General features: G+C 32.9%; 22 protein-coding genes. 17 read left to right on the top strand and 5 right to left on the bottom strand.

Annotation, left to right across the window (positions count from 1 at the left end; translation table 11 throughout):
• Nucleotides 1-246: 246 nt before the first annotated feature.
• From ACIQ66_RS09290 to ACIQ66_RS09280, 3 genes are read left to right on the top strand one after another with little or no spacing between them, the layout of a single operon-like run.
• Nucleotides 247-1,908, top strand: coding sequence for an RHS repeat domain-containing protein (locus ACIQ66_RS09290; protein WP_396212525.1), 1,662 nt, complete (start codon nucleotides 247-249; stop codon nucleotides 1,906-1,908).
• Nucleotides 1,905-2,375: a hypothetical protein gene (locus ACIQ66_RS09285; protein ID WP_396212524.1), complete on the top strand. Its 471-nt coding sequence runs from the start codon at nucleotides 1,905-1,907 to the stop codon at nucleotides 2,373-2,375. Before ACIQ66_RS09290 ends, ACIQ66_RS09285 begins: the two co-directional genes overlap by 4 nt.
• 2 nt (nucleotides 2,376-2,377) lie before the next feature.
• Nucleotides 2,378-2,815 carry a hypothetical protein gene (locus ACIQ66_RS09280; RefSeq protein ID WP_396212523.1) on the top strand — a complete coding sequence of 146 codons (438 nt, stop codon included), beginning with the start codon at nucleotides 2,378-2,380 and terminating at the stop codon, nucleotides 2,813-2,815.
• Nucleotides 2,816-3,204: 389 nt separating this feature from the next.
• Here ACIQ66_RS09280 and ACIQ66_RS09275 read toward each other — a convergent pair whose 3' ends face one another.
• Entirely contained in the window at nucleotides 3,205-4,440 is a 1,236-nt protein-coding gene (locus ACIQ66_RS09275) for an ABC transporter permease (protein WP_396212522.1), read from the bottom strand.
• Nucleotides 4,441-4,512: 72 nt separating this feature from the next.
• Here ACIQ66_RS09275 and ACIQ66_RS09270 point away from each other — a divergent pair, with 72 nt between their 5' ends.
• Nucleotides 4,513-5,748 (top strand): exo-beta-N-acetylmuramidase NamZ domain-containing protein, encoded by a 1,236-nt coding sequence (locus ACIQ66_RS09270; RefSeq protein WP_396212521.1) that lies wholly within the window; start codon nucleotides 4,513-4,515, stop codon nucleotides 5,746-5,748.
• Nucleotides 5,749-5,801: 53 nt separating this feature from the next.
• On the opposite strand, the gene ACIQ66_RS09265 is transcribed toward ACIQ66_RS09270, so the two are convergent.
• Nucleotides 5,802-6,296, bottom strand: coding sequence for a YkgJ family cysteine cluster protein (locus ACIQ66_RS09265; RefSeq protein ID WP_396212520.1), 495 nt, complete (start codon nucleotides 6,294-6,296; stop codon nucleotides 5,802-5,804).
• Nucleotides 6,297-6,371: 75 nt separating this feature from the next.
• Here ACIQ66_RS09265 and ACIQ66_RS09260 point away from each other — a divergent pair, with 75 nt between their 5' ends.
• Complete coding sequence (locus ACIQ66_RS09260; protein WP_396212519.1) at nucleotides 6,372-7,070, top strand: class I SAM-dependent methyltransferase; 699 nt, start codon at nucleotides 6,372-6,374, stop codon at nucleotides 7,068-7,070.
• 87 nt (nucleotides 7,071-7,157) lie between these two features.
• Here the strand turns inward: ACIQ66_RS09260 and ACIQ66_RS09255 are convergent, their stop codons facing one another.
• Both ACIQ66_RS09255 and ACIQ66_RS09250 read right to left on the bottom strand, forming a co-directional pair.
• A complete protein-coding gene (locus ACIQ66_RS09255) occupies nucleotides 7,158-8,315 on the bottom strand; it encodes an aminotransferase class V-fold PLP-dependent enzyme (protein ID WP_396212518.1) in 1,158 nt (385 codons plus the stop codon).
• A 57-nt stretch (nucleotides 8,316-8,372) separates the two neighbouring features.
• Nucleotides 8,373-9,005 (bottom strand): 7-carboxy-7-deazaguanine synthase QueE, encoded by a 633-nt coding sequence (locus ACIQ66_RS09250; RefSeq protein ID WP_396212517.1) that lies wholly within the window; start codon nucleotides 9,003-9,005, stop codon nucleotides 8,373-8,375.
• Between the two features lie 155 nt (nucleotides 9,006-9,160).
• Here ACIQ66_RS09250 and ACIQ66_RS09245 point away from each other — a divergent pair, with 155 nt between their 5' ends.
• Nucleotides 9,161-10,252: an acyloxyacyl hydrolase gene (locus tag ACIQ66_RS09245; RefSeq protein WP_396212516.1), complete on the top strand. Its 1,092-nt coding sequence runs from the start codon at nucleotides 9,161-9,163 to the stop codon at nucleotides 10,250-10,252.
• Nucleotides 10,253-10,344: 92 nt separating this feature from the next.
• Nucleotides 10,345-11,100 carry a head GIN domain-containing protein gene (locus tag ACIQ66_RS09240; protein WP_396212514.1) on the top strand — a complete coding sequence of 252 codons (756 nt, stop codon included), beginning with the start codon at nucleotides 10,345-10,347 and terminating at the stop codon, nucleotides 11,098-11,100.
• Nucleotides 11,101-11,256: 156 nt separating this feature from the next.
• Here ACIQ66_RS09240 and gldA read toward each other — a convergent pair whose 3' ends face one another.
• Nucleotides 11,257-12,156, bottom strand: a complete 900-nt coding sequence (gene gldA, locus ACIQ66_RS09235) for a gliding motility-associated ABC transporter ATP-binding subunit GldA (RefSeq protein WP_396212513.1) — start codon at nucleotides 12,154-12,156, stop codon at nucleotides 11,257-11,259.
• A 59-nt stretch (nucleotides 12,157-12,215) separates the two neighbouring features.
• Between gldA and ACIQ66_RS09230 the strand changes: the two genes are divergently transcribed.
• From ACIQ66_RS09230 to ACIQ66_RS09185, 10 genes are all read left to right on the top strand, one after another.
• Nucleotides 12,216-13,298 (top strand): chorismate mutase, encoded by a 1,083-nt coding sequence (locus tag ACIQ66_RS09230; protein WP_396212512.1) that lies wholly within the window; start codon nucleotides 12,216-12,218, stop codon nucleotides 13,296-13,298.
• A gap of 106 nt (nucleotides 13,299-13,404) precedes the next feature.
• Nucleotides 13,405-14,385 (top strand): ribosome small subunit-dependent GTPase A, encoded by a 981-nt coding sequence (rsgA, locus tag ACIQ66_RS09225; protein WP_396212511.1) that lies wholly within the window; start codon nucleotides 13,405-13,407, stop codon nucleotides 14,383-14,385.
• Nucleotides 14,386-14,444: 59 nt separating this feature from the next.
• Nucleotides 14,445-14,897, top strand: coding sequence for a D-aminoacyl-tRNA deacylase (gene dtd / locus ACIQ66_RS09220; RefSeq protein WP_396212510.1), 453 nt, complete (start codon nucleotides 14,445-14,447; stop codon nucleotides 14,895-14,897).
• Between the two features lie 33 nt (nucleotides 14,898-14,930).
• The gene (locus ACIQ66_RS09215) at nucleotides 14,931-17,378 is read left to right on the top strand and encodes a hypothetical protein (protein ID WP_396212509.1); all 2,448 of its coding nucleotides are present in this window, start codon (nucleotides 14,931-14,933) and stop codon (nucleotides 17,376-17,378) included.
• A gap of 126 nt (nucleotides 17,379-17,504) precedes the next feature.
• Nucleotides 17,505-17,831 (top strand): nucleotide pyrophosphohydrolase, encoded by a 327-nt coding sequence (locus tag ACIQ66_RS09210; RefSeq protein WP_288110994.1) that lies wholly within the window; start codon nucleotides 17,505-17,507, stop codon nucleotides 17,829-17,831.
• Nucleotides 17,832-17,870: 39 nt separating this feature from the next.
• Nucleotides 17,871-19,142 carry a 3-phosphoshikimate 1-carboxyvinyltransferase gene (gene aroA, locus ACIQ66_RS09205; RefSeq protein WP_396212508.1) on the top strand — a complete coding sequence of 424 codons (1,272 nt, stop codon included), beginning with the start codon at nucleotides 17,871-17,873 and terminating at the stop codon, nucleotides 19,140-19,142.
• A gap of 178 nt (nucleotides 19,143-19,320) precedes the next feature.
• Nucleotides 19,321-20,370 carry a tRNA preQ1(34) S-adenosylmethionine ribosyltransferase-isomerase QueA gene (gene queA, locus ACIQ66_RS09200; RefSeq protein WP_396212507.1) on the top strand — a complete coding sequence of 350 codons (1,050 nt, stop codon included), beginning with the start codon at nucleotides 19,321-19,323 and terminating at the stop codon, nucleotides 20,368-20,370.
• Between the two features lie 313 nt (nucleotides 20,371-20,683).
• Nucleotides 20,684-21,961 carry a kynureninase gene (gene kynU, locus ACIQ66_RS09195; RefSeq protein ID WP_396212506.1) on the top strand — a complete coding sequence of 426 codons (1,278 nt, stop codon included), beginning with the start codon at nucleotides 20,684-20,686 and terminating at the stop codon, nucleotides 21,959-21,961.
• 166 nt (nucleotides 21,962-22,127) lie between these two features.
• A complete protein-coding gene (locus tag ACIQ66_RS09190; protein ID WP_396212505.1) occupies nucleotides 22,128-23,216 on the top strand; it encodes an agmatinase family protein in 1,089 nt (362 codons plus the stop codon).
• 116 nt (nucleotides 23,217-23,332) lie between these two features.
• On the top strand, nucleotides 23,333-25,750 hold the full coding sequence (locus tag ACIQ66_RS09185; protein WP_396212504.1) for a penicillin acylase family protein: 2,418 nt from the start codon (nucleotides 23,333-23,335) through the stop codon (nucleotides 25,748-25,750).
• Nucleotides 25,751-25,818: the final 68 nt, after the last annotated feature.

Genomic DNA, 25,818 nt, shown 5'->3' with positions numbered 1-25,818 from the left:
AAAACAATAAAAAGACCTGCCTGCCGGCAGACAGGTTGTAACGAAAAGCGGGAACAAGGATAACTGATAAAGCCCGAGCCATTCGCCCCTACTCCCAAAAACTTATTTTCGTTTCAAATAGTATACGAAACACCTAACGATATAGATAAATCTTTATACAACGGCAATATAAGCGAAGTATATTGGCGTAGCAACAGCGATAATATAAAGCGTAAATACACTTTTGATTATGACAAGCTAAACCGATTGACCAACGCTGTCTATGCCAAACCCGATGCCGTATCGCCCAACACCAATGCCTATAACGAAAGTATGAGCTATGACAAGAATGGCAATATTACCAACCTACTTCGCAATGGTGGACAAGACCAACCCGTTAACCAGCCAGTAGCTATTGACAATTTGACTTATCAGTACATAGCCAATACTAACCAATTACTAACGGTAAGCGATAGCAGCAATAGTACAGAAGGTTTTAAAGATGTGGTAAGCACGCAAGATTATAATTATGATAATTTTGGTAACCAAAATAAAGATGACAACAAAGGAATTACAAATATAAAATACAACCATCTTAATTTACCAACCGAAATTATTTTTGCACCTGCAACACCCGTAAAGAAAATTAATTATCTTTACAGTGCAACAGGAGAGAAATTGCAAAAAACTGTAACCAACGGAACAAGTATTACCATTACAGATTATTTAGGAGGATTTCAGTATATTAAAGTTGGAACAGCCCCAGTAGTTTTGCAATATTTCCCTCACCCTGAAGGCTATGTAAATTATAATACTGGAGTTTACAAACATGTTTTTAATTACAAAGACCATTTAGATAACGTGAGAGTAAGTTATACCAAAGATGATGCAACTGGTTTACCAGTAATTTTAGAACAAAATCATTATTATCCTTTTGGACTTAAACACACCAATTATAATACAACATTATTAAAATTGAGAGGAAGTACACCAGTAGCCGCAACAACATCTGTGCGAAAATACCGTCACCGTAGTTATGAATTTCAAGATGAATTGGGTTTAAACTGGTACGATTTTGGAATGAGAGGATACATGCCAGATATTGGTCGCTGGGGAGGTGTCGATATGCTTGCAGAAACATCTAGACGTTTTTCTCCTTATGCATATTGCTTGAACAATCCTGTGTACTTTATTGATGTTGATGGGATGTATGCTACTCCGCCTGATTGGTATCAAAATAATAAAACTGGTGATGTAGTGTGGCGTGAAGGAAGTGGAAAGCAGGCAGGTTATACTAACATTGGTCATTCTACCAATCTTGCATCTGGAACAGGTCAAAATGTACAGTTAAATGGAAATGGAACTTTCAAGGATTTGAATTCGGGTAAGTCATATGGTAATAACGAAACCGTAGTTTATAATACTTCGACAGGTAATACAGTAACTTCAAAGCAAAATTGGAGCCAAAGAAATCTTGTAATAGAAGCTAGTATTTCAGGTTCTGTTGGTCTTCAAGTCGGTGGTAAAGCTGGAGCAATTGAAGGTAGCGCAGGTGTTTTAAAACAAGAGATTGGTAAAATAGGATATGATTTTGTAAATAATAAAAATACGACTTCTTTTGCTGAAAGTAAAACCGAAAATTTTGTTGAAGGTAGTATTGGTATTAAAGGCACACCATTATCGGCAGGTGGTGGTGCAAATTACAACTATGCTTCTCCTGACGGTTTAAATGGGATGAATAATGGAACATTAGGATTCTCTGGACAAATAGGATTAGATTCTGGTAAAAATTTATTACCTAATCAACCTGCATTAAATGTTTCACCAAACGCTAAAGCTAGTACTGATTGTAATTGTATCGACATTGGTGCAGGTGTAAGAGCTATTTTTGGAATAAGTGTTGATTTAAAAATTGGAATAAAAAAATGATGAGAATAAATATTCAAAACAAAGGGAATATTTCGGTATTTGACAATCAAGATTTGGTTTTTAAGATGATTAGAAAAACACCAATTCCATTTTTAAAAACTGTTGGAGAAATTTTTCAGAACGAAAATAAATTAGCCACAATCCACTATCATTTTTTAATGGGAAAAAAAATAGTCTTCCAAGACTTTCCATTTGTCATAAAAATTTTAAATCAACGATGGTTTAGTTCAAGTTTTAGTGTTGATGAAAGTATTATAAAAATTAAGCACAACCCTCTTTTCTTATTTGGCAAAATTTTTTGTAATGTTTATCACAATTCAAACCTTATCCTTGAAATATCAATGAAAAGTAAAATCGATGTAAGGGGATACAATTTAGAATTGAAATTTTTGACTGAAGATGAACAGGTAAAGCAAATTAGTTTAACTTGCTTTATTATTTATTCCATAGAATATAATTTATCTTAAAAATGAAAAAAAACGAGTTTGACGAATTTGAAAGAAATTCAAAAATAAGAAGAAGAAATTTGTTGCCATGGTGGATAAAATTCTTTTGTTGGTTATTTATGTTTACCAGTGTTCTCGCAATAGTACGAGTTATTTTAAGTTACTTTTATATTTATAGTGATTTTGAATTTTATGGTCTAAATGCAAACGATGGTTTACTCAATACATTAATAGTTTTCATTGTATTTACTTTACATGGACTAACTGGCTATAGTTTGTGGTTTGAAAAAGGCTATGGCATAGTGCTTGCAAAAGTTGATGCGATTTTTGGAATTTTAGTATGTGTCTATACAATGTTTTTGGGATATCAAATTGGTAATCTAACATTTAGATTAGAATTAGTTTTACTTGTTTTATTTTTGATTAAATTGATAAAAATTAAACCTTATTGGATGGGATAATGTTTCAAATGTGGTAATGTATCAAATGTGTTGTTATCAAAAAAATAATTTGTAACTAATTAGTTATTAGGATAATTTCAAAATAAAAATTAAAAATGTAAGGCGGCCACTTGGTCGTCTTTCTTATTTTTATATTCTTAAATCGTCTAAAATGAAAGAAATTGAGACTTCATGTATCAAAGTTAGTGATGCAAAAGTTAACAAAAAGAAAAAATAGAAACTCAAATAGCCCAGATTATCTCACTGGTTTAAATTTTTCATAGGAGTTCGATGAATTACATTTGCAGAGGAAATCCTTTTCTTTTTTTCTTTAAAAAAGAAAAGATTGTAGCGAAAAGCTGGAACAAGGATAACTGATAAAGCCCGAGCCATCCGCTTCTGAAAAAAAATTAAGTAAACTTGATAGCTTTTACTGGCGAAATCTTGGTGATAATATAGGAAGGCAAAAATAAAACCAACATACATATAAGTATAGTACCTATATTTAGGAATAGAATATATAACCAATTTATATAGACTGGCGCTTGGTTGACGTAGTAGTTTTCGGGGTTGAGTTGGATTATGCCGAAGTGTTTTTGTATTAACAAAAGTCCGATACCTATTATATTACCCCAAAGAAGCCCTTTGAAGATTAGATAAGAAGCATTGTATAGAAATATTTTGCGTACTGACCAATTATCGGCTCCTAGTGACTTGAGGATTCCTATCATTTGGGTTCTTTCGAGTATCATTACGAGTAAAGCTACGACCATGTTGATGGTTGCTACTACAATCATAACTATAAGGATTACTATAATATTGAAGTCAAACAATTGTAGCCACTCGAAGATGTAATAGTATTTTTCGATAATGGTTTTGGTATCGAGTAGTGAGCTTGTTTGGTCATAGACTTCGGCTCCTTTTTGTTTTATTTGTGTAAAATCGTCGATGAAGACTTCGAAAGAACCTACTTGGTCGGGTTGCCATCTATTGATTCGCTGTAAATGTCGAATATCTCCTATTATATAGGTAGAATCGAATTCTTGAAAACCTGAGTTGTAAATTCCGACTATAGTAAAGACACGAAGATTAGGAAGTTGGTTTCCGTTTTCTTTCATGAAAAAAGTATTGAACTTGTCTCCAACTTTAAGATTTAACCTGTTGGCTAGGTATTGCGAAATGATTACTTCTGGATTTAAATTGGCTGAAAGATTTGGAATTCTACCTTTAACTATATATTCTTTGAGGTTATTCCAATCGTAATCTTTGCCTACGCCTTTGAAAATTATTCCTTCGAAGGCAGCTTCGGTTCTTATAATACCTGCTTTGGTAGCGACCGCTTGTACATGATGAATTCCTTCTATATTCTTGAATTTTGGATAAAAATCTTGTTTGATAGAAACTGGCTTGGTGCTAACTTGTGATTCGTTTTCATCAAAATTGGAAATAATAATATGTCCGTTGAAAGCAGCGACTTTTTGGCGTATTTTTTGTTGTAAGCCAATTCCAGTTGCTATAGATATAATCATCATAACCATACCAATGGCGATTGCAGCAATAGCAATTTTTATAATTGGTGCAGATATACTACTTTTATACTCTTTGGAAGTAATAAGTCGTTTGGCTATGAAATATTCTAAGTTCAAAGGCGTTTTTATTTTTTTTTGCCAAAGATACACAATGTAGAAAAGTTTAAAAGTTTAAAAGTTTAAAAGTTTATGAAATATATACTTAACATTTTTTTTGTGATTCTGATTTTAATGTTTGTTTCTACTTCATGCGGAATTAGGGTTTCCAGACCCTCTGTAAAGGAGACGGGAGCGGAAACAAATAAAATTGAAATTAAAACAATTAAAACCGGTGCTACTAATTATGAAAACTATTTGGCTTTATTAGAAAATAAAAAAGTTGGTATTGTTACGAATCAAACGGGAACCGTTACCTATTTTAAAGAAAATGAGCTTTTATACGAATCGATAGTTGATTTTTTGATTGAAAAGAAAGTTTCGGTTCAAAAAATATTTGCCCCTGAACACGGTTTTAGGGGAACGGCTGATGCTGGCGAACATATTATTGATGGAAAAGATACCAAAACAGGTTTACCCATTATTTCTATTTATGGTAATAACAAAAAGCTAAAACCTGAACAATTAGATGGAATTGAAGTTATGGTTTTTGATTTGCAAGATGTTGGCGCACGTTTTTATACTTATATTTCTTCTTTGCATTATGTTATGGAAGCTTGTGCTGAAAAAAATATTCAACTAATTGTACTTGACAGACCTAATCCGAATGGTAGTATTGTGGATGGTCCAATTTTAGAAAAAGAGTTTTCGAGTTTTGTTGGAATGCATCCAATTCCGACTTTGCATGGAATGACCATAGGTGAATATGCTCAAATGATTAATGGTGAAAAATGGCTCAAAGATGGCATTCAATGTGAATTGATTGTTATTCTGTGTTCTAATTATAATAGAAAAGTAGCTTATAGTTTACCGGTAAAGCCATCGCCAAACTTACCAAATGATCAGTCAATAAATTTGTATGCAAGTTTGTGTCTATTTGAAGGAACGAACGTAAGCGTTGGTCGCGGCACAGAAAAACAGTTTCAAATTTACGGCTCGCCATTTTTACCAAAAAGTGATTTTAGCTTTACACCTATTCCTAATTTTGGGGCAAAAGAACCGCTTTATAAAAATGAATTATGTTATGGTGAAGATATGACGTCTATAGCAAAAGTAAGTAAATTGGAACTAAAATGGTTAATCAAAGCTTACAATTCGACTTGGGATAAAAGTATATTTTTCAATCCTTTTTTTACCAAATTGGCTGGAACCGAAAAATTACAACAACAAATTGAAAGTGGCATTTCTGAAGAACAAATTAGAAGATCTTGGAAAAAAGAATTGGATAATTTTAAAAAAATGAGAAAGAAGTATTTGCTTTATGAATAAGTCAAATATCAATTTCTTGGGCAATAATTATCAGATTTCTACGGATTGACAAACTAAAGCACAATTCTCTTCTTCATTTCCTCAACAATAGCATACGCTGCTGGACAAATCGCCACGTTTTTCATGGTTAAATCTGAAATTTGTTGAAACTTTTTTCTATCGGTATGCGGAAATTCTCTACATGCTTTTGGTCGTACATCGTAGATAAAACATTTATTATCCGATTGTAAAAAAGTACATGGAACACTTTGCAAAACATAATCATTATCTTCATCTATTCGCAAATATTGGTCGATAAATTGTTGTGGCTTTTGTCTAAAATGTTTTGAAATACGCTCAATATCGGCCGATGTAAAAAGAGGACCCGTCGTTTTACAACAGTTGGCGCATTCCAAACAATCGGTTTTTTTGAACTCGGCATCGTGCAAATCTTGCATTACATAATCCAGATTTTTAGGCGCTTTCTTTTTCAGCTTATCGAAATACTTTTTGTTTTCAATATGCTTATCTTTGGCAAGTTTTCCGAGTTCGTTTAGTTGTGGTTTCAAGTTTAAAGTTTCAAGTTGAGCCGCAAAGTTAAACAACTTTTAAACTCTTAAACCTCTAAACTTTTAAACTTTTTAATGAAAGATTTATTCGGAAAAGCCATTCTCGATTTTCAAACCAATAATTCTCCCAAAGATATTATAACCGAAACCAACATTTCTGAAGCCGACAAAATGAGTGTTGCCTATCTTTTTCGTGACTATAACGAAATGCCAAAACTCGAACAAAAAGCACTTCAATTAGCCAAAGGAAAAATTCTTGACGTTGGTTGTGGTGCCGGAAGTCACAGTTTGTATCTTCAAGAAAAAGGTTTTGAAGTAACTTCGATAGATATTTCGGAAAATGCGATAAAAGCTTGCCAACTTCGAAGTTTGAAAAATGCTAAAACTCAAAATATTTTAGAGTTAGATTCTGATTTGCATCAGAATGACAAGTTCGATACCATTTTACTTTTAATGAACGGAACAGGAATTTTTCAGACTATTTCAGAAAGTTCAAAATATTTCCAAAAACTAAAAAATTTACTAAATCCTAACGGACAAATTCTGATAGATTCTTCCGATATTATTTATATGTTCGACGAAGATGAAGTTCCTATCGACAACTATTATGGCGAACTTACTTTTACCATTTCATACAAAAACGAAACCGAAAATCCTTTTCCATGGTTGTATCTTGACTATACTTTGTTAGAAAAATTAGCTGCAGAAAATGGTTTGCAATGCGAGTTGATTGAAAATGGCGAACATTATGATTATTTGGCTCGTCTTTATTAGAAGCTAATCCAGCTTTCCGTTCCAATCTTTTCTTTTTATAAAGAAAAAAAGAAAAGGATTTCCTCTGCAATCTGGGCTAGGCTATCCTTATACTTCAATCAAATCGGTAGTTTGAATAATATCGGTTAAGGCTTGGTGCAAAATAGCTAAATCTTCTTGAGAATTATAAGCATTAATCGAATATCTCAAATAAATAGTTCCGTTCAAAGGCATTACTGGAATTTGAATTTTATACTTTTCATAAAGCAATTCTTTTAATTCCAAAGGTTTACTTGTTCTTATAGGAATGCTTGCCATCTGACCAAGAAATTCTTCTGTAATTGGGCACAAAGGTTTGGTGTTAAGTAAATCGCAAAAATCTTGATAATTATCTAAAACCAACTTTCTACAAACTTTCGCCTTTTCTTTCCAGTTATTTTCTTCTAAAAATTCAATTACTTTTGGTGTACACAAAAAAGCTGAAATATCACGTGTTCCTTGGTATTCATGGTAATCTAAAAATTGACTTTCACCAGGAAAATCACTTTCATAACCCCAACTTACAACCAATGGTTCGATGTCATTTTGATAGTCTTTTTTTACATACAAAAACGAACTTCCTTTTGGAGCCAACATCCATTTGTGCAATGTACCTGTGTAAAAATCTGGGTTTAAATCTGTAATATCCAAATCGATATGCCCTGGAACATGTGCGCCGTCTATAATGGTAATCAATCCAAGTTCTCTGGCTTTATCGCAAATTTCCTTCACTGGAAAAATAAGCGCCGTTGAGCTAGAAATTTGATTGAGAAAAATCACTTTAGTTTTAGATGTTACTCCTTTCCAAAACTCATCAAGTATTTGTTCTTTTGAAATTATTGGCAACGAAATTTCTTGTCGAATATACTTGGCTCCCGATTTTTTACAGTAAAAATGCCAAGTTCTATCCATAGCACCATATTCATGATTGGTTGTAAGAATTTCATCGCCAGCTTGTAATTTCAAACTGCGCATAATAGTGTTGACGGCAAATGTTGGATTGGGTGTAAAAAACAAATCTTGTGCTTCACAACCGACAAATTTAGCCAAACTTTCACGAGCGGTTTTTAGATAACCAGCCGATTTCTTTTGAATAAAATAAACCGGTTCGTGTTCTAACTCCAACTGAAAACGTTGGTATTCTTCAAAAATAGGTTTTGGACAAGCGCCAAATGAACCATGATTAAGAAAAGTGATTTCGGGGTTTAGGTGGAATTGGGATTTCATGGGAAATATTTTAACCACTAAGTTCACAAAGAATTACACAAAGTTTACCAAGCTTTTTTAAGGTATATTCAAATATTTATGAGTCTGCAACGAAACGCGCCATTTTGGATTATTCATAACATAATCAACAATTTGCGGTGTCATTTCTTCTTTTTTGCTCCATTCAGGTTGTAAAAACAAAATAGCATTCGGATTTACTTTCAACGCTTGTTCTTCGGCAAAAATAAAATCGTGTTTGTTATATATAATGACTTTTAACTCGTTGGCATTGGCATAAACTGTTTCGGTCGGCAACATAGTTTTCTTTGGCGAAAGACAAATCCAATCCCAAGTTCCAGATAGCGCATATGCACCTGAAGTTTCTATATGTACTTTTAAATTTCTTTCTTTCAATTTAGATGTCAATACCGACATATCCCACATAAGTGGTTCGCCACCAGTAACTACAACTGTATCGGCATATTTTTTGGCGTTGTCAACTATCAAATCAACGTTGGTAGGCGGATGCAATTCGGCATTCCAACTTTCTTTTACATCGCACCAATGACAACCTACATCACAACCACCAATTCTAATAAAATAAGCAGCTGTTCCCGTATAATAACCTTCGCCTTGAATAGTGTAAAACTCTTCCATCAACGGTAAAAGTTCACCTTTTTCGACTGCGGTTTGTATTTCTTTTTTGAGCATTTTTTGAAATTATTGTGCAAAGATAAGTAATAAAATTGGGAGATGGAAGCTTGAAGTTGGGAGAAATTAATTCAAAAACTTAATGAAACAAATTGGAATTTGTGATTTGTTTTTTGAAATTTATAAATCTACTTTTGTTTTTCTAATTTGTGTAAATGCGGTTTCTACTATTTGGTTTTATTTTATTTCCTTTTTTTCTTTTTTCTCAAGATTTTGAGAATACTAATGCTATTGATGTTAGTATTTTTAGAGGAAACATAATGGCACACACACAAGATTTAGGTCATCTTATTACTGATCATCCTTACGGATTTATGGTTAGTTTTTCTAAACAAACGCATGGTAAAAAAGAATGGCATCGAGCTTATAATTTTCCTGATTTTGGTGGTTATTTTATGTATCAAGATTATAAAAATGAGTTTTTAGGAACCAATTATGCTCTTGGCGCTCATTATAATTTTTATTTTTTAAATAGAAAATTGCAATTTAAGTTAGCGCAAGGAATTACCTATAATACCAATCCCTACGATAAAGTTACCAATAGTAAGAACAAAGCTTTTGGTTCAAAACTGTCTGCCAACATCAACTTAGCATTGAACTACAAAAAAGAAAATTTGATACAAAACATAGGTTTTCAAGCAGGATTACTCTTTACTCATTCATCAAATGGTAGAATAAAATCGCCCAATAGCGGTATCAATTCTTATGTTTTAAATGTTGGTTTGAACTATAATTTTGATAAAAAAGAAACTCAAAATAATAGTTTCATTTCAGATACAACTTGTTATAAAGAACCTGTAAAATATAACTTTGTTGCCAAAACAGGCATAAATGAAAGTCCCATCATCAATAGTGGACAATATCCTTTTTACCATTTAGGTTTTTATGCAGACAAACGTCTTAACAGAAAAAGTGCCGTTCAACTTGGAACCGAATTATTTTTGACACAAAGTATAAAAGAATACATCAAATACCGCTCAATTTCATCATTTGAGGAATCTATTGACCCAAATACCGATTATAAACGAGTTGGTGTTTTTGTTGGACATGAACTTTTTATTAATAAATTGTCTATCGAAACCCAAGTTGGCTATTATATTTACAAACCATTCAAAGAAGATTTGGATATTTATAACCGATTGGGCTTGAAATATTATTTAACAGACAACGTATTTGTTGTTGGTGGATTAAAAACGCATCTTTTTGTAGCAGAAGCATTTGAATTTGGAGTTGGAATAAGATTATGAAATCGCCACGAACAACAAGTTTGTTGCAAACAAACACCAATGACTAAAAAGGCGATACCATATGTTACCGCTAAAAAATATAATCTAAACATATGAAAAAAATAACACTAATATATGTATTTAGTATCTTAATCGTTTTTTGTCGATGCGAAAATCCAAGCGACTGCATAGAATCTTCTGGAGCAACAATAACCAAAGATTTTATAGTTTCTTCGTTTGCAAGAATTGATATCGAAGCTGGAATTGAAGTTATACTTACAGAAGGTTCAGAATATAAAGTCCAAATTCAAACAGGCGAAAACCTAATAGAAAACGTTTCAGTTTCGCAAGATGCCACAACTCTATATCTCAAAGACAACACAACCTGCAATTGGGTTAGAGAATACGGACAAACAAAAGCATTGATAACGGCTCCAAATATCACCGAAATTTATTCCAAAACCGATAGAAATATCAGTTCGAACGGCATTTTGACTTATCCAAATTTAAAATTGGTTGCTTTAGATGATAAAGGTGATGATAGAGACGGCGCAGGAACAGGCGATTTTATACTGCAAATAAGCAATAACCGATTAGAAATTCAAAATAACAGTTATTCACGTTATTATATTTCTGGAAACACGAACTATTTTGTAGTAGGAATTTACAATGGTGACGGCAGAGTTGAAACACAAAACTTTCTAGCAAAAACTATAAACATTTACCATCGAGGTTCTAACGATATTATTGTAAATCCAACCGATAAAGTCGAAGGAAAACTAGTAAGCACAGGAAATGTAATTCTGAAAAACAATCCGCCAATCAATACATTGCAAGCTTTTTACCAAGGGCAGATTTTTTACAATTAGAAGCTATTTCCAGCTATCTGCTCTATCTTTTCCTTTTTAAAGAAAAAAGAAAAAGGATGCCGCTTCAAACGTAGTTCACTGAACTCATTTGATAATAGACACAATGTGAAGTAATCTGGGCTAGGTATCAAGGATTATATCACATTTTTTCAACAACTAGTTAGCTGTTTTTTCTCTAAAAATTGCTTCTAAGTTTTTGCTTTTTAGACTTATTTGAAGTGTTTTCAAACCATTTTCTTGGGCAAAATCAAAAATGGCTGAACGCATATCAGTTTCGGTTTCAAAAGTTAATTCCCAAACTTTATCATGGGTGTTTTTGAATATTTTTAAATCAGATAATTTTGAAAATATAGCTTCGTCAATTTCTTTATCAAACTCAACTTCAATAACCTGTCCTGCAATATCTGAAACTAATTTATCTAGTTTTTTATCGGTAACTATTTTTCCATTGTTGATGATAATTACTCTGTCGCAAATCGCTTCCACTTCTTGCATAATGTGAGTTGAAAGAAAAACGGTTTTGTTTTTACCAACATTTTTAATCACATTTCTAATTTCAACCAATTGATTTGGATCTAGACCAGTTGTTGGTTCATCCAAAATTAAAACATCGGGATTGTGTAATAAAGCTGTTGCTAAACCAACACGTTGGCGATAACCTTTAGATAATTGTCCAATTTTTTTATGACTTTCAGAAGACAAACCTGTTAACTGAATTACTTCTTCAATTCTAGATTTAGCCACTTTATAAACATCAGCATTAAATTCTAAATACTCACGAACATACAAATCTAAATACAACGGATTATGCTCTGGCAAATAGCCAACCGATTGTTGCACAGCTTTCTGATTTTCGTTTACATCATTGCCATTTACTGAAGCTTTTCCTTCATCAGAATTGATATAAGTAGTCAAAATTTTCATTAAAGTAGATTTTCCTGCACCATTCGGACCAAGAAAACCAACAATTTCTCCTTTTTTTACAGAAAATGAAACATTGTCTAATGCTTTTTGAGCACCATAACTTTTTGAGATATTTTGAACTTCTATTGACATAATATGATATTTGAAGCAAATGTAATGAGAATATCATAAATTTGCATTAAATAAAAGAAATGAAAAATACTGAAAGTTTGAAAAATTGGCTCAATAATTTTAATTTACCACATCCGCTAGTAATTGCTGGTCCTTGTAGTGCAGAAACAGAAGAACAAGTTTTGAAAATTGCACGTGAATTAAAAGATTCAAAAGTGTCGGTTTACAGAGCTGGTATTTGGAAACCAAGAACACGACCAGGCGGATTTGAAGGCGTTGGAGAAATTGGATTAAAATGGTTGCAAAAAGCAAAAGCGGAAACTGGTTTGCAAATGGCAGTTGAAGTTGCCACAGCAGCTCATGTGAAATTGGCTTTAGAACACGATATTGATATTTTGTGGATTGGAGCGCGAACAACTGTAAATCCGTTTGCGGTTCAAGAAATTGCCGATGCTTTGCAAAATACAGAAAAAATTGTGTTGGTTAAAAATCCTGTAAATCCAGATTTGGCTTTATGGATTGGTGGCATTGAACGTTTGTATAATGCCAATATCAAAAACATTGGTGCGATTCACAGAGGGTTTTCAACTTATGAAAAAACAAAATATCGGAACAATCCTGAATGGCAAATTGCTATTGATTTTCAAAATAAATTTCCTGATATTCCTTTGATAATTGATCCATCACACATTACAGGAAATCGCGATATGATTTTTCAAGTAACGCAAGAAGCCTTGGATTTGAATTATGACGGAATGATCATCGAAACGCATATTGATCCCGATAATGCATGGAGTGATGCTGCTCAACAAGTTACCCCTGAACAATTAAAGAAAATAATTTTTGATTTAACTATTAGAAAAGAAACAGATGATGCAGATGAATATCAAACACTATTAGCAAAATTAAGAAGCAAAATTGACGAATTTGATGCTAAATTATTGGATGTAATTGGGAAAAGAATGAAAGTTTCTGAAGATATTGGAGCTTTGAAAAAAGAAAAAAACGTAGCGGTTTTACAAAACAAACGCTGGAACGAAATACTAGAAAAAATGGTCAATGACGGAAGCCAAAAAGGATTGAGTGAAGAATTTATAATACAATTTTTCAAAGCCATACACCAAGAAAGTATTACGCATCAGGAAAAAATATTTAATAATTAAAAGGTGATAGGTGATAGGTTGTAGGTTGTTGGGTAATAATATAATATTAGTTTTAGTTACCTTTGCAAATACCTAAAACCTAAAAACCAGAACCCAAAACCTAAATATGACAGGACTAGTTTATAAATCTACTGGAAGTTGGTACACCGTAAAATCTGAACAAGGAGATTTTATGGAATGTCGTATCAAAGGAAAATTCCGAATTAAAGGAATTAAAAGCACCAATCCAATTGCCGTTGGCGATGTTGTAGATTATGATTTAGATGAAACTTCAGATGTTGTTACTGGAACAATTACCAACATTCACGAAAGGAAAAACTATATCGTCAGAAAATCCGTGAATTTATCACATCAAATGCACATTATTGCGTCTAATTTAGATTATGTTTTTCTTCTAATTACTGTAAATAATCCGCCAACAACGTTTAATTTTATTGATAGATTTTTAGTTACTGCCGAAGCTTATGGTATCGAAACCATTTTGGTTTTTAATAAAATTGATACTTTAGACGAAACAACATTAGACGAACAACTATACATGCAACATGTTTACCAAGAAATTGGATATAAATGTTTGCGAGTTTCTGCTAAAGAAAGCAAAGGAATTGAAGATTTAAAAGAAATAATGACTGGAAAAACCACCATGTTTTCAGGTCATTCTGGCGTTGGAAAATCGACTTTAGTAAATGCTTTAGAACCAAGTTTACATCTAAAAACCAAAACTATTTCGGAGCAAAGTATGCAAGGTCAACACACCACAACTTTTGCAGAAATGTATGATTTGTCTTTTGGAGCCAAGATTATCGATACGCCAGGAATCAAAGGTTTTGGAATTGTGGACATGGAGAAAGAAGAAATAAGCGGTTATTTTCCTGAATTTTTCAAGTTAAAAGTTCGATGTAAATTCAATAATTGCTTGCACAAAGAAGAACCAAAATGCGCCATAAAAGAAGCATTAGAGAAAGATGAAATTTCATGGACACGTTACAATAGTTATCTAAAAATATTAGAAGGCGATGATGAACATTACCGAACCGATATTTATAATGATGATAGAATTGCAAGCGATGAAACGAGGAACAAGTAACTTCAAAAATCAATTGCAATTTCAAAAATCAATTTCAAAAATCTTAATTCTCAATTATTTTGAAAGCAGTAATCCAAAGAGTTTCTCATTCTTCTGTAACAATTGAAAACAAAATTGTAGCCGAAATCCAAAAAGGTTTACTAATTTTAATAGGAATAGAAGAAGCAGATTCGCATGAAGATATTGATTGGTTAACATCTAAAATAGCCAATCTTCGCATTTTTGGTGATGAGAATGACGTTATGAATTTATCCCTAAAAGATATTGATGGTGATGTTATTGTTGTGAGTCAATTTACACTTCATGCGCTAACCAAAAAAGGAAATCGACCATCCTATATAAAAGCGGCTAAACCTGATATTGCCATTCCTCTTTACAAAAATTTTGTTGCTCAAATGGAATTGGAAATAGGCAAAAAAGTTCAAACCGGACAGTTTGGAGCCGATATGAAAGTCTCACTAATTAATGATGGACCCGTAACTATACTTATTGACACAAAAAATAAGGAGTAAAAAACTATATTTGTAAAAATACATTCAGCAAAAATGAGATACCAGAACATTCGCGAAGAAGAACTAAAGAATAAAGTTGGAAACGATTGGTTCAAACAATTTGATACTACCGAAATTCTTGGCAATATCGATTTCACAGTTTTTCCGCAACAAGATAATTTATTTGGTCGTACTCCTTTACTTTGGGCAGAAGCCAAAACAGGTAATTTTGAAGTAGTTACTATGTTTGTGCAACTTATTTTAACTATCGGCAAAGCGCGAACTTTTGATAAAACAATGCCTCCAGCTTTTTTGGGTGCTTTCGACTTTAAAAAAATAGCATTTGTACCATACATCAATATACAAGATATTTTTTACCTTAACGATTTCAATTGGAACGTTACACCAAGTAATCACGAAACCAAAGAATTTCAGTTAATTAAACAACGTATTGAAGCCACATTAAAGCAAAATACTTACGTTTATGATTACGAAAAAGACGAAAAAGAATTACAAGCGTTTATAAAAAACAATGTAGCCAAAGCCACAACAACCAATAAATTAAAAATTGATAAAAACAATTTCATTCCAATCTATTTACGTTGGTTAGAAATTGTAAAACCTATTATTGATGTAAATTGGGACGACCTAAAAAAAGCTAATATTTTAGACAGCGATTTCTATTTGGCTGATTTGTTTGTGGATGATAAAGACACTCAAACTATTGGAGACGATTTATCTATTCGCGAGAATTTATTTGTGATGTTTCAAAATGAAGGGTATAAAATAGCTAAGGAAAACCTCAAGCAAATGTTTGATGCCAACATTACGCTAAAAAATAAAGACACCTATTTGCATTTTTGGAAACGCTACAAACGACCACCACTCAAAGAATTTCAAGATTATATTATTGAACGACGTGATTTATTGGTGCCACAAGACATTCGTGAGCGTAAAGGTGCTTTTTTTACACCACGTATTTGGGTAGAATTATCACAAAAATATTTAACCGATTATCTTGGCGAAAACTGGCAAGACGACTACTATATTTGGGATTGCGCCGCAGGAACAGGAAACCTTTTAGCAGGATTGACCAATAAATACAACATTTATGCCAGCACACTAGACCAAGCCGATGTAAACGTAATGCACGAACGTATTGACCATGGCGCCAACTTGCTTAAAAACAACGTGTTTCAATTTGATTTTTTAAATGATGATTTTACTAAACTGCCACAAAGTTTGCAAGACATTATTAATGATGAAGAAAAGCGCAAAAAGTTAGTGGTTTATATTAATCCGCCGTATGCGGAACATGGAAATAGAACAACATTTGCAGGAGATGGTGACCATAAAGCAAGTGTCGCAACAACTAGTTACATTTACAATAAATTTAATAAAATTGTAGGTACAGCAACACGTGAACTTTTCGCTCAATTTTTTCTTAGGGTTCATGATGAAATACCAAATTCTATATTAGCTTCTTTTAGCACATTAAAACATATTAATTCTCAAAACTTTTTAAAATTTAGGCAATATTTTAAAGGTGAGTTTATAAAGGGTTTTATTTGTGAAGCAAATACATTTGATAATGTAAAAGGGAAATTTCCAATTGGGTTTTTGATTTGGAACTTAAGTCAAAAAAATGAAATTAAACGAGTGGAAACAGATATTATAAATTCGTATGGAGATTATAGTGGGATTAAATCTTTTCATGCTTTTGGACCTAAAGATTTTATAAGCAGTTGGCTTAGAAGTTTTTATGATAAAAAAAATAATATTATTGGTTATTTGATTTTACCTGGGGTTGATATGCAACAACAAAACGGTGTTTATTTTACTGCAAAACCAACAGATAGTGATATAGCTCAACATAAAACGGCTATGATTACAAAAAATAATTTATTAATAATGAGCATTTATTTAGCAATTCGTCAAGTAATTAATCCTGTTTGGTTAAATAATCGTGACCAATTTCTCCATCCCAATGATCATTGGAACTTAGATTTAGATTTTCAAAATGATTGTTTGGTATATTCTTTATTTGATGGTCAAAATAAAGTAACTTCTAAAGATGGCACCAACCATTGGATTCCATTTACAGAATATGAAGTCAATGCACAAGCCAAGTTTGAAAGTAACTTTATGACTGATTTTATAAAAGGTAAGATAAAGCAAGAAGTTAACAATGATACACTTTTTGAGCAAGCTACTACAAAAGAAGAACAAAAACCATTAGTTTTCTCAGAAGAGGCTACTGCCGTTTTTGATGCTGGTCGTGAGTTATGGAACTATTATCATGCACAAAAAGACGTAAATGTAAACGCTTCTTTATATGATATTCGCGAATATTTTCAAGGAAGAAACGATAAAGGCAGAATGAATTCTAAAAGCGATGATGTAACCTACACGCAACTAATTGCAAATGTTAGAAGTAAACTTGCAGTTTTAGCAGATAAAATAAAACCAAAAGTGTATGAATATGGTTTCTTGAAGGAGTAAAATCAAAAAAGGAATTCACAAATAGCAAATTCTTCTTTCTTGGCAGAGTTTCGTAAATCTCCATAACAAAGATAGTAAATAAATTCACTTTGCGCCTTTGTGTCTTAGTGGCAAAAATTATAAAAAATGAACCTAAAAAACTCGCAACTAGAAGTTGACAACTGGATAAAAAATCACGGAGTTCGTTATTTTAATGAACTAACCAACATGGCACAACTTACCGAAGAAGTAGGTGAAGTTGCCCGAATCATTGCGCGTCGTTATGGAGAACAATCCGAAAAAGAAAGCGATAAAAACAAAGATTTAGGCGAAGAATTGGCCGATGTAGTTTTTGTAGTTTTGTGCTTAGCCAACCAAACAGGTATCGACCTACAAGCCGCTTTTGATAAAAAAATGGATTTGAAAACTAATCGTGACCACGATAGACATCATAATAATGAGAAATTGAAATAGTATTAAGATTTGAGTATTAAGAATTAAGACTTCAAAAAATTGGATTTAAGACTTCTACAATCAACAATCAGCAATCAACAATCAACAATAAAAATCACAGGTTCCAAGTCAGAAACCAACCGATTGTTATTGTTGCAAGCCTTGTATCCAAACATTACATTGGAAAACACTTCCAATTCTGATGATTCTGATGTGATGTTAGGTATAATTCAAAAATCTCAAATCTCAAATCTCAAATCTCAAATTTTCAACGTTCACCATGCCGGAACAGCCATGCGTTTTCTAACCGCTTTTTTTGCCATTCAAGAAGGAAAAGACTTGTCCGACGTGGCGGAAGTTGTCCTAACTGGTTCATCAAGAATGAAAGAACGTCCAATTAAAATTTTGGTGGAAGCATTGCAACAACTTGGTGCCGAAATTACTTATGAAGAAAACGAAGGATTTCCACCGATAAAAATCAAAGGAAAAAAATTATCTAAAAACAAAGTTTCACTTCCAGCAAATGTTAGTAGTCAATACATTTCAGCACTTTTATTAATTGCTCCAAAACTAGAAAACGGTTTAGAAATAACGCTTGAAGGCGAAATAACTTCTATTCCTTACATCAAAATGACTTTGGCATTACTAAATGAAATTGGTGTAGAAACTTCTTTTACAAATAACATAATTTCAGTACAACCTACAACCTATAACCTACAACCTACAACCCTAACTATAGAATCCGATTGGTCATCAGCTTCCTATTGGTTTTCAATAGTTGCTTTATCCGAAATTGGAACAAAAATCACATTATCAAGCTACAAACAAAACAGTTTACAAGGCGATTCCATTTTACCAGAAATTTATAAAGATTTCGGTGTTGAAACTATTTTCAATAAAGATAATTCAATTACAATATCAAAGTTTACAACCCACAACCTAAAACCTAAAACCTACAACCTAAACAATTCTCCCGACATTGCACAAACTATTGCTGTAACATGCTTCGGATTAGGAATTGGCTGCAATCTAACAGGCCTGCACACACTAAAAATTAAAGAAACCGATAGATTGGAGGCACTAAAAACCGAACTTTCCAAACTTGGAGCCAAAATTTCAATCACCAATGATAGTTTAACACTTGAGCCATCTTCTAAAATGATTGAAAATTGCTTAATTAAAACGTATCAAGATCACCGAATGGCAATGGCATTTGCCCCTTTAGCTCTTAAAACTTCATTGATTATAGAAGATGCCGAAGTTGTTTCCAAATCTTATCCAACTTTTTGGGATGATTTGAAAAGCATTGGATACCAGATTTCAGAAATATAAATTGTTTACTATTTTAAGTAAGCTTTTAAACTCTTAAAACCTCTAAACTCATAAACTTTTCAAAATAAACATCAAAACACTTGACAACGCCTATTTCACAATCGTATATTTGCAGTCTTGTTTAAGAGTTATAAATTCCTTTTAAACTTTTAAACTTTAAACTTTTAAACTCTTTTTAATGAAATTATCGCACTTCAATTTTAATTTACCAAAAGAACTTCTTGCCGAATTTCCTGCCGAAAACAGAGACGAATCTCGTCTAATGGTTATCAACCGTGAAAAGAAAACTATCGAACACAAATTGTTTAAAGACTTAATCAATTATTTCGATAACGATGATGTTCTTATTCTTAACAACACCAAAGTTTTTCCTGCAAGAATGTACGGCAACAAAGAAAAAACAGGTGCAAGAATTGAAGTTTTCTTATTAAGAGAACTAAACGCAGAACAACGTTTATGGGATGTTTTAGTTGATCCAGCTCGTAAAATCAGAATTGGTAACAAACTTTATTTTGGCGATGACGATTCATTAGTAGCCGAAGTAATCGACAACACCACTTCTCGCGGTAGAACTTTACGCTTTTTATACGACGGTTCTTATGAAGAATTCAGATACAAATTGACCGAACTTGGTGAAACTCCAATTCCAAAATACATAACTCGTGAGGTAAACGAAGACGATGCCGACCGTTACCAAACAATCTATGCCAAAGAAGAGGGTTCTGTTGCAGCTCCAACTGCTGGTTTACACTTTTCTAGACATTTGCTAAAAAGATTAGAAATAAAAGGTGTAAAATTTGCCGAAGTAACTCTTCACGTAGGCTTAGGTACATTCAATCCGGTTGAAGTTGAAGATTTGTCTAAACACAAAATGGATTCTGAAGAACTAAAAATCACACAAGAAGCTTGCGATATTGTAAACGAAGCAAAAGTAAAAAAGAAAAGAATTTGCGCTGTCGGTACAACTTCAATGCGCGCTATTGAAAGTTCTGTTTCTTCTGCCAGAACTCTAAATACATTCGATGGCTGGACAAATAAATTCATTTTTCCTCCACACGATTTCAGTATTGCTAATTGTATGATAACCAATTTTCATACCCCAAAATCAACCTTATTAATGATGATTTCGGCATTCTGCGGACATGATTTAATGAAAAAAGCATACGAAGAAGCTATCAAAGAGGAGTATAAATTCTATTCATACGGAGACGCAATGTTGATACTGTAATTTATAGTCAAGTGCTCAAAATTGTCAAAATCTCATCAGAAATGGTGAGATTTTTTTTACCCACAATTTTGTCATTCCGAAGGAATCTCATTAGGAGCGAATCACTAGGCATTTCTATAAACCTTTTTCCTGCTGCTGAAACTCGCTTCCCAAAAATGGGAGAGCTCATACAATTTCACCATCAGGGCTAAACAGTTGTCGCCTTTCACAAAAATCAATTTTTCAAAACATCTTTTTTTCTTTATATTTACACCATATTCTGTACAGAAAGGGCACTGCCTTGTCTCTATCGTAATTTCAAACAAACAACACAATGACATTTCAAAACACACTAGAATTCGCAAAACAACTTGACGCACAGGACGAATTAAAAAAATATAGACAACAATTCATTTTCCCACAACACAAAGAAAAAGACGTAATTTACTTCACAGGAAATTCTCTTGGGTTACAACCAAAATCAGCCAAAAATTATGTAGAAGACGTAATGAACGATTGGGCAAATCTAGCGGTCGAAGGTCACTTTTATGCTGATAAACCTTGGTGGGATTATCATGAACGTTTTGCAAAACCATTAAGCAAAATTGTTGGAGCAAAAACAACCGAAGTATCTGTAATGAACACGTTAACAGTGAATTTACACTTGCTAATGGTTTCGTTTTATCGACCAACCAAAACGCGCTATAAAATTATTTGCGAAGAAAAAGCATTTCCTTCAGACCAATATATGTTTCAATCACAAGTCAATCATCACGGATTTGACCCTAAAGAAGCAATAGTCGAAATCAAAAGACGTGAAGGCGAACACAACATTCGTTCAGAAGACATCTTAGCCAAAATTGAAGAAGTTGGCGATGAATTAGCACTAGTACTATTTGGTGGTGTAAACTATTACACCGGACAAGTTTTCGACATGAAAACCATCACCGAAGCTGGACATAAAGTTGGGGCAAACGTCGGTTTTGACCTAGCGCACGCAGCCGGAAATATAAAATTAGAATTACACGATTGGAATGTCGATTTTGCTGCTTGGTGTTCCTATAAATATATGAATTCAGGACCAGGAAATGCTTCTGGCTGTTTTGTTCACGAAAAACACCATCATGCCAACTTACCAAGATTTGCAGGTTGGTGGGGACATAACAAAGAAAGACGTTTCAAAATGGAACCAACTTTCGATCCAGTTCACGGAGCCGATGGTTGGCAAGTTTCTAATTTACCAATTCTATCACTTGCACCCTATTTAGCATCAATAGAAATGTTTTCCGAAGTTGGAATGGATAAACTAATCGCAAAAAGAAATCAAATAACAGCTTATTTAGAATTCATTCTGCACGAAATAGACAAAGAAGTTGACAGCACATTTGAAGTAATTACGCCATCCAATCAAGAAGAAAGAGCTTGTCAATTATCTGTTTTTCTTCATGGTGAAGGCAGAAGTTTGTTTGACTATTTAATGAGCAACGGTGTAATAACCGATTGGCGTGAACCAAACGTAATTCGTCTTGCGCCAGTTCCATTATATACTTCGTATGAAGATATGTATAATTTTGGACAGATTTTGAAACAAGGAATACTTTTAAAAAGATAGAAAGATTTATTGATAAAAAGATAGAAGGACATAAGAATATAAAGATTGAAGGATAAATTTTCTAGTTTACATAATTAAAAACATCTTTCAATCTTTATATCTTTCAATCTTTATATCTTTGAATCCTTCAATCTTTCCATCTTTATATCCTTCAATCTTATAAAAAATGACAAAACAAGAAATAATAAATACCTTCGATCCATCTCAACCTGGATTAGCCGATGCAACTATTTTCGGATTACCATTTTCATCAGAACAATCTGAAATCATTATAATTCCTGTACCTTGGGAAGTAACCGTTAGTTATGGAGCTGGAGCATCCGAAGGTCCAGAAGCTGTTTTAGACGCATCTTTTCAAGTTGATTTAAACCATCAAGATTTTCCAGAATTATGGAAACTCGGAATGTATTATGCCGAAATTCCAGATTCATGGAAAACTAATTCTGATAAATACAAAGAATTAGCGCAACCCATTATTGAAGCTTTAGAAGATGGTCAAAATGTCTCTGAAATCCCAGCTTTGCAATCTGATTTGGATAAAATAAATGCAGTTTGTCGTGACTTGCACACCGAAGTTAAAGAAACTGTTTTGCATTGGATGAACCAAGGGAAAAAAGTAGTTCTTCTTGGTGGTGACCATTCAACACCGCTTGGTTATTACGAAGCTTTGGCAACCAAACACGAAAATTTCGGTATTTTACATCTTGATGCACACATGGATTTGCGTATTGCCTACGAAGGTTTTACTTATTCGCACGCATCAATTATGTACAATGCTCTACAAATTCCTCAAATTTCTAAAATCGTTCAAGTCGGAATTCGTGATTTCTGCGAACAAGAAGTGGATGTTGTAAAATCACAAAACGGAAGAGTTTTAGTTCACACCGATTCTGATTTGAAAAAAGAAACTTTCGAAGGCAAAACGTGGCAACAACAATGCGATGCCATAATAGCTTCTTTACCACAAAAAGTTTGCATCTCATTTGATATTGACGGAATGTATCCTTGGTATTGCCCAAATACAGGAACACCAGTTCCAGGCGGATTTTCATTTGAACAAGCTACTTATTTATTCAACAAATTAGCCGAAAGTGGTAAAGAAATTATAGGATTTGATTTGGTAGAAGTAGCGCCAGGCGAAAACGACGATTGGGACGGAAATGTTGGTGCCAGAATGTTATTTCACATGTGTGGCGTTCTTGCCAAAAATAATGGTCTGAATGTTGGAACAAAAATAGAGTTTCCAAGAAAATAAAAAACTAAACCTATTTTTAAACCATTAAAAAAGTTAAGAAAAATTAAGATTAAAACTTAATGACCTTAATTTTCTTAATGGTTTATACTTTATATTTGATATTCAAATCCATTCCAATGAAAAAGCTTAAAAAAATCAGTTTTATAATTCTTTCCTTATTTGCATTAATTGCAATTTCAATTTTTGGTTACACCAAATACAAGAAGCCTAGTTATGATGGTAAAGTTGCTTTGCAAAATATAAGCAAAAACACAACCGTTTACTTCGATGATTTTGGAGTTCCCCATATTTATGCAGATACACAAAAAGATGCTATGACTGTTTTAGGTTATGTTCATGCGCAAGACAGATTATGGCAAATGGAACTAATGCGCCGAATTGCTCCTGGAAGATTATCCGAACTTTTTGGTTCAAAAGCATTGCCAAATGATAAATTTTTCGCTGGAATTGGAATCGATGAAAACTCTGAAAAAGCAATTGCAGAATTAGATAAAAACTCTGAAACATATATTCTAGCCAACGCCTATCTTGACGGAATTAATCAATTTATAGAAAACGGAAAAACGCCTTTAGAATTTGAATTAGTAGGTGTTGAAAAAGAAAAATACACTTTAAAAGATGTTTACAATATCTTCGGATTTATGTCCTTCAGTTTTGCTATGGCACAAAAAACCGATCCATTGCTGACCGATATTCGTGATAAATTTGGAATGGATTATCTAAAAGATTTCGGAATTGATGGTTCACTCGGAAAAACACAACTTAAAAGCTATAAAGGACTCGAGGCAAAGCCAAACAGAGCGGTGCTAAAATCAAATGATTATGCTGAAATTTCAAAATCAGTTGCTAGTTTATTAGATAATTCTCCAATTCCGCCATTTATTGGAAGCAATAGTTGGGTAATTGGTGCGCAAAAAACCAAAAACGGAAAAGTCATTTTTGCCAATGATCCGCACATTGGTTTTTCGCAACCTTGTACATGGTATGAAGCGCATATTGTAACACCTGATTATGAAATTTATGGCTATTATTTAGCAGGAACACCATTCCCGCTTTTAGGTCATAACCGAAATTATGCCTACGGATTAACCATGTTTGAAAACGACGATTTAGATTTGTTTCAAGAAGAAGAAAATCCTGAAAATACTAATCAATATAAAACTATTGAGGGATTTAAAAATTATTCTATTCGCAAGAAAATCATCAAAGTTAAAGATAGTGCTTCGGTAACTTTAAATATTAAAGAATCAATTCATGGTCCAATTATGAATGGTTTATTGACGACTTTAACTTTGCAAAAACCTATTGCCATGTCATGGATTTACACGCAACAAAAAAATCAAATTTTACAAGCGGTTCATGCATTGTCTCATTCTAAAAATGTGAATGATTTTTATAATGGCGTTTCGCTTATTCATGCGCCGGGTTTGAATGTTATGTATGGAGATGCTCAAAATAATATTGCTTGGATAACTTCAGGAAAATTATACAAGTTAGACAAATCCGTCAATGGAAATTTCATCATGAATGGCGCAAATGGAATCGATGACAAAAGAGAATTTTTACCGTTTTCAAAAAATCCTTCTGCTATAAACCCAACTTGGAATTACGTTTATTCTTCAAATAATCAACCAGAAGCGATTGACAATTATTTATATCCTGGTTATTATTTACCGCAAGATAGAGCCAAAAGAATTGACGGTTTGTTAGCGCCAAAAAATGATTGGACTTCAACCGATGTACAAAAAATGATTTTGGATAATACTTCGTCGGTAGCACCAAGTTTGGTTGCAAATTGGCTAAATACAATTGATAAAAAAACTACAAATTCAAATGAAAAAGCCGCATTAGAAATCTTAAAAAAATGGAATGGTTCAAATAATAGAAACGAAGTCGCTCCTACTATTTATACCAAATGGCTTTTCTGTTATTTGAAAAATACTTTTCAAGATGAATTAGGAAAAGACAATTTCAATGCCTTTTTAGGAACACATATTATAAAACAAACTATTGCTGGTCAAAGTCAAAATGAGACTTCGCCTTGGTGGGATAATTTGGAAACAAAAGATAAAAAAGAAACTCGAAGCGAAATTCTAAGTCAATCATTTAAAGAAGCAATTGTAGCATTAGAAAAACAACTTGAAACAGATATGTCAGCATGGACATGGAACAAAGTTCACACGCTCGAACACAAACATCCATTAGGAAAAGTTGTGGCATTAAGAGGTTATTTCAATGTTGGAACTTATGAAGTTGATGGCACGAATGAAGTAATCAACAATTTAATTTTCCCGATGACAGAAGATGGAATTTATAAAGTAACGGCAGGACCATCAACTAGAAGAATAATCGATTTCTCTGATGTTGAAAATAGCGTGAGTATTTTGCCAACAGGTCAATCTGGTGTTCCAACAAGTCCTCATTATAAAGACCAAGCCGAAATGTATGCTCAAGGAAAATTCAGAAAAATGAAGATGAATAAAAAGGAAATTATAGCGACTTCTTCAAAGTTGGTTTTTGTTCCGAAAAAGTAGAAATAATATATCTATGCAAATTTGTGAAATCAGTGTTTAATTTCAATAAATTTGCAAAACCGCTTTAT

Source organism: Flavobacterium sp. (assembly GCF_044377315.1).
Lineage (GTDB): Bacteria > Bacteroidota > Bacteroidia > Flavobacteriales > Flavobacteriaceae > Flavobacterium.
This window is presented reverse-complemented; position numbering and strand designations above follow the sequence as displayed.